General features: G+C 39.6%; 3 protein-coding genes. 1 reads left to right on the forward strand and 2 read right to left on the reverse strand.

Annotated elements, in window-relative coordinates:
* Window positions 1–127 precede the first annotated feature (127 nt).
* A complete protein-coding gene (locus AFK68_RS13215; RefSeq protein ID WP_094673212.1) occupies window positions 128–568 on the forward strand; it encodes an NADAR family protein in 441 nt (146 codons plus the stop codon).
* 500 nt (window positions 569–1,068) lie between these two features.
* Here the strand turns inward: AFK68_RS13215 and AFK68_RS13220 are convergent, their stop codons facing one another.
* Both AFK68_RS13220 and rimO read right to left on the reverse strand, forming a co-directional pair.
* A complete protein-coding gene (locus AFK68_RS13220) occupies window positions 1,069–2,556 on the reverse strand; it encodes a DEAD/DEAH box helicase (RefSeq protein WP_094673213.1) in 1,488 nt (495 codons plus the stop codon).
* A 1,299-nt stretch (window positions 2,557–3,855) separates the two neighbouring features.
* Window positions 3,856–5,169 carry a 30S ribosomal protein S12 methylthiotransferase RimO gene (rimO, locus tag AFK68_RS13225; RefSeq protein WP_094673214.1) on the reverse strand — a complete coding sequence of 438 codons (1,314 nt, stop codon included), beginning with the start codon at window positions 5,167–5,169 and terminating at the stop codon, window positions 3,856–3,858.
* Between the last annotated feature and the right edge of the window lie 502 nt (window positions 5,170–5,671).

The raw sequence follows: 5,671 nt of genomic DNA on the forward strand, positions 1-5,671 counted from the left end.
ACCCCTATAAAATCACTTATTCATCATAAATAAACCCTATTTCTTTAAAATATTAAAGAGGATAACTTTAAAACTAATCTTATTATAATAAGACTGTTATTTTCTCATATTAATAGTTCTAGAAATTATGACGATTTCATTTTACAGCACCCTTAGTAGATACGGCTGTTTCTCTAATTGTTCTGCTCACGGTTTTGAATTAGATGGTTGTTGGTGGGCAACCAGCGAACATTATTTTCAAGCACAAAAATTTCCTGACACTCCTGATGTTGAGGAAATTCGTCTGGCAGCAACACCTGGAGAAGCAGCAAATCTGGGGAACGATCGCGACAGACAATTACGTTCAGATTGGGAAGAGGTCAAATATCAAATTATGCGAACAGCAGTATTCAACAAATTTGCGACTAATACTGAAATTCAGGAAATATTACTGTCTACTGGGGATGAGGAAATAGTTTATAAATCTCCCGTAGATTTGTATTGGGGTCAGAGAAAAGACGGTAGTGGAGAAAATAAATTAGGCAAAATTTTAATGGAAGTACGAGAGATGTTGAGACAGCAAGCTTAATAGATATCTGATGAAGTCGTACAACTGATATAAAATCCGGTTGAACAGTCGTCCCTATCGACGATAGGAAGCAATCTCCTCAAACCCTGAGATTGCTATCCGTTCCGGAATGCTCCGCAAACCTTCCACTGCGTTCCAGTCGCTGCGGACGCAAGCTATAGTAATTATCCGGATTCTATATGATAGGGTAAATATTTTTTGCTTCTATCATCTCCGGTAGTATCAATACAATTCACGCCCCGTAGGGGTTTGGTCTCCAAACCCTTACTAATTGCAGTTTTTACCAATACTGATAGGAGAATAAAGTTCTCCAAAGCAAGGATATTTGATCTTGTTCCCTATCCTACTCCCTGCTCCCTACTCCCTACTCCCTATTCCCTACTCCCTACTCCCTAATTAAAAAAAAATTAGAGACGCGATCGCCAACGTCTCTAAAATTCCTATTTCTCCTGACTTTGTACGGACGTTGCATGGAACGTCCCTACCTACTCCCTAATCATCTAATTATTCTGTGAAACAGATGCCTCTTCTACATAAGTCTCATCCTTTACTTTCTGATTTTTATCAGAATAACTTTGATTCTTAGACTTCTTAGGTGGCTGCTTTTTCAATTTTGGCTTTGGTGTGTAGTAATCAGAATGTTCTTCCTCCTGAGAATAATCAGGTCCCATCCAAGCAGGACGAGTTTCATCATAAGCTATCTGTAAAGCAGCAGCAGCAACTGCATGAGGTTCATATTCTTCACCCAACTGAGCAATCAAGGGCAAGAAAGAAGCCATCCGCTCACCACTCAGAGCATCTCGCACCTTGTCTTGTAATTTCTGTAGCTGCCTGGCTTCAATTTGAGAACGCTTAGGAATTGAACGAGTGTCCAAACGTTGACGCAAATGACGTTCTATCAACCGCAACTTCCGCTTATCCGCAGGATGAATCAAGGAAATTGCTGTTCCTTCGCGACCTGCACGACCAGTACGACCAATGCGGTGAACATAACTATCTACACTATCAGGCAAATCGTAGTTAATCACATGAGTTAAATGATCCACGTCTAAACCACGAGCTGCAATATCAGTTGCCACAACCCAACGTACTTGTTGATTTCGGAAGCGAGTTAACAACCGTTCCCTTTGGGATTGATTTAAGTTGCCGTGATACTCATCAACACTGTGACCTGCTGATTGTAATTGATTTGTTAGTTCCGCTGCAGCTTGCCTTGTGCGGACAAATATCAAAGCTGCTTCTGGGTCTTCTAGTTCTAGAATTGGCTGTAGAGCTTTTCCTTTAGACCAACCACGAGGCACTATGTACGCGGTTTGAGTGATGCGCTTCGGAGTAGTTTTTTGTTGGGCTACTTTAACTGTTACTGGCGATCGCAAATACTTATTCACCAGTTTCCGGATTGAATAATCCATAGTAGCGGAAAAGAAAGCTGTTTGACGTTCAACAGGTGCAGCGTCCAGAATTTTTTCCACATCCTGAATAAAACCCATGCTCAACATTTCATCGGCTTCGTCTAAAACCATCATTTTTAAATGATCTAGTTTCAAACTATTCCGATTCAGCATATCTATAATTCGCCCTGGTGTTCCCACTACAATATGAACACCCTTTTGCAAACGCTGAATTTGGCGTTCAATAGACTGACCGCCATAAACAGTTAGAACAAATAATCGCCGTTTACTCGGAATTTTGCTATCCACACCAGTAAATTGACGAATCGCTTCTGTAACTTGCAGTGCCAACTCACGAGTAGGAGTTAAAATTAACGCTTGAACTGCGTTGGTATTTAGATCGATCCGCTCCAATATGGGTAAAGAAAAGGCTGCTGTTTTACCTGTTCCTGTTTGAGCTTGACCTACAATATCCGTTCCTGCCAGCAAATGTGGTATTGCTTCACCTTGAATCGGAGTAGGTGCAGTAAAACCAATTGTTTCCAGATGATTTGCACGCTCCTCTGAAATTCCTAAACTTGCGAACGATAAATCCATTAATTCTCCTATGTAAATAGTTTACATTTGGTTCCTTTCTCACCCAACTTGGAGGCGGATTTATGGTCAACCATAGCTGCTCATAAGCCCTCACTAGCTAAAGATTTCCAGCTTATTTACTGTCGTTATAGCTAGCTTATTGGTAGGGCAGTATGCCTTCGCCACTCACAATTTACACTCAACTGATAGCACTGGAGTTTACTCCTAAAAGTTAAGTAATGTCTGTGTTTTCTCAAAGGTTAAGTTTTAACCTGAAGAGATCACGATAGATTGAGTTCCCAACGATACTCTAAGGCAAGAGCGCGGGATTTGCAAACCTGACGGCAATAGTTTCTGTTTCTTAAGACCTGCTTTTCCAAGTTAGGGATAATTTAAGAATTACCACTACACTCTTCTGGTATTGCCGAATAATTAATAATTAATAATGAATTAATTCAGGTTAAAAGCTTCCCCGGATATGGGAAGAAAATGCTAGAATCTTTCGTTTATATTCAATCAAGAACATTTTTAACCAGAGCTAATTATCAATTATCCATTATCAATTATCCATTAATGAAGGTCGATCCACAGTACATGGCCAATCTGAAGGCTTTCGTTGTCACCGCTAGCCGAGCGGCCAAATTGTTTTGACAATTTGTTAAATCTATTTTGTAAGTAGGCAAAATGACTCGGCATTCCCAGAGAAGGTTCTTTTACAGAAAAACCCTGGTCTTCTGACGAGATTTTGATAAAGGCCAAATGCCCTGTTCCTTTTCTCCCTAGTTGGGTACATTAAGGCAGGTTGGAGCCTCTGTTTAAAAGTAATAATCTGTTGTGTATCTTCAAGTTGCCTATTGAATAAACTTAAGGGAAATTTCCTTTATTTATTTGCTTAACCGCATCATCGCACTTCAGCATTAGTCTCAACAAGCAGTTTAGATAATCTACAGTTTCTTACTCTCAGTGGCCCCTACTAAACTTCATAATCATTTACATAATAACAAATCCCTTAACATTTAGTGGATTTTTTACACATTTTCCTCAACTTAGCTCTTTTTTTAGATACTAGATTTTATGATAATCATAATTTTTTACTGCACCAAACGAAATGAGAAGTTAGTAGGCGTGGATGGCCATTTCCCGGCGCGATATGTTTGCGTAGCATTCCGGAGGAAAATGCCCTTACAGAAGTCAGAAGTTGTTTTTGTAAGGGGATTAGAACAATAATAATTAGGGCAATCAACCCTGTTTCTTCTTTGGGTGGGTAAGTCCTGAAAGTTTTACCACACTCCAGAATTATTGCCGATTACCCAGAAAAATTTAATCTACATAACCATATAAATCGTAAATATCTGCATCTGTAATTTTTACTGGAACAATAGACCCTAATCTGGCCTCTCCTTGAGCATAAACCAGTCCATCTACTTCTGGAGAAAACCTGGCCGATCTACCAATTAACTCTCCTGTTTGAGGATTTTCTTGTTCAATTAGCACATCAACTACTTGACCCACTGATTTTTGATTCTGTTGCCAAGATATGGACTGCTGGACTTCCATAATCTCTTTCTGGCGGGCATCCATTACTTCTTGGGGCAACTGATTGTGCAAATTATAAGCAGGGGTTCCCTCTTCTGGAGAGAAAGTAAAGACTCCAACATGATCGAATTCGTGACGCTTGACAAATTTAACTAAATGTGCATGATGCTCTTCCGTTTCACCAGGGAAGCCGACTATAAAAGTTGTCCGCAACACGGCGTTGGGCATAGTTGCTTTAATTCTTTGAATTATATCATCATTGACCTGACCTTGCCAAGGTCTATTCATGGCCCTGAGAATTTCGGGATGGGAATGTTGTAGGGGCAAGTCGAGATAGGGTAAAACGTTGGCAGTTTCTTGGATAGCGGTTATGACTTTGGGTGTTAAACCAGTTGGATAGGCGTAGTGCATTCTAATCCAGGGTATATCAATTTGTCCCAAGGCGCGGAGAAGTTCGGCCAATTTTGGTTGGCCGTAAATATCGACTCCATAGTTAGTGGTTATTTGGGAGATGAGGATGATTTCTTTAACGCCCTGGTCTGCGAGTTGTTGGACTTCGGCTACAATAGATTCTATGGTGCGCGATCGCTGATTTCCCCGCAGATGAGGAATGATACAGAAGGCGCAACGGTAGTCACATCCTTCGGCAATTCGTACATAAGCAACGCCTTCGGATGTTGTACGGTAACGGGGGGTTGTTTCGTCAGCGATGTAAGTTGGTTCGGGGGTTACTTCTTGGACGCGATCGCCTTTTTCGACTCGTTGCATGACATCTACTATTTTATGATAATCACCAGTACCGACGAGTGCTACTGCTTCTGGTAATTCGGCGAGTAATTCTTCTTGGAAGTGTTGCGCCATGCAACCTGCGATGACTATTTTTTTATTAGCTTCGGCTAATTCTACTAAAGTACGGACAGACTCTTCTCTAGCAGCTTGAATAAAACTACAGGTGTTAACAACAACGTAGTCTGCTAATTCTTCGTTAGCATCTACTGAATAACCTGCTTGTGCGAGTAAACCGATGATATGTTCAGTATCGATGCGGTTTTTTTCGCATCCGAGGTGACTAAAAGCAATGGTAGGTTTTGTAGACATTTTAGTTATAGATTTTTATAAGCAACAGTTTTTCAATATAGCACAATAAAATTAATAATTAATAATTAATAATTAATAATTAACAATTAATAATTACAGTAGTTTCCGAAGCTATGAGGTACAGTTGTTTTGATTTTTTTGTATTCCCTATTCCTTTCATACCTGTTCCCAGTTAAGTGTTCTCTGTTCCCTCAAACCTAAAATTTTGTACCTCATAACAACGGTAAGCGCTGTAATAATTAACAATTAATAATTACCTCTTCTGTAATAGAAGGATCTGCTCACAGAATTTTTTTTCTTTTTTCTCCATGAATGGATAGTCTTTATACTTGGATTTTTCAGTAATTCATTAATTGATAATTGATAATTGATAATTACCTCTCCCTTTTAGGGAGAGGATTGAAACTCTAAGGAACAGATTTATTTTTTCCCCTTGAAAGGGGAGGCTTCAAGGCGTGAATTATCTAATTATTTAATTGTTTAATTATTAATTATTTCGGTA

The organism is Hydrocoleum sp. CS-953 (assembly GCF_002260545.1).
Taxonomy (GTDB): domain Bacteria; phylum Cyanobacteriota; class Cyanobacteriia; order Cyanobacteriales; family Microcoleaceae; genus Trichodesmium.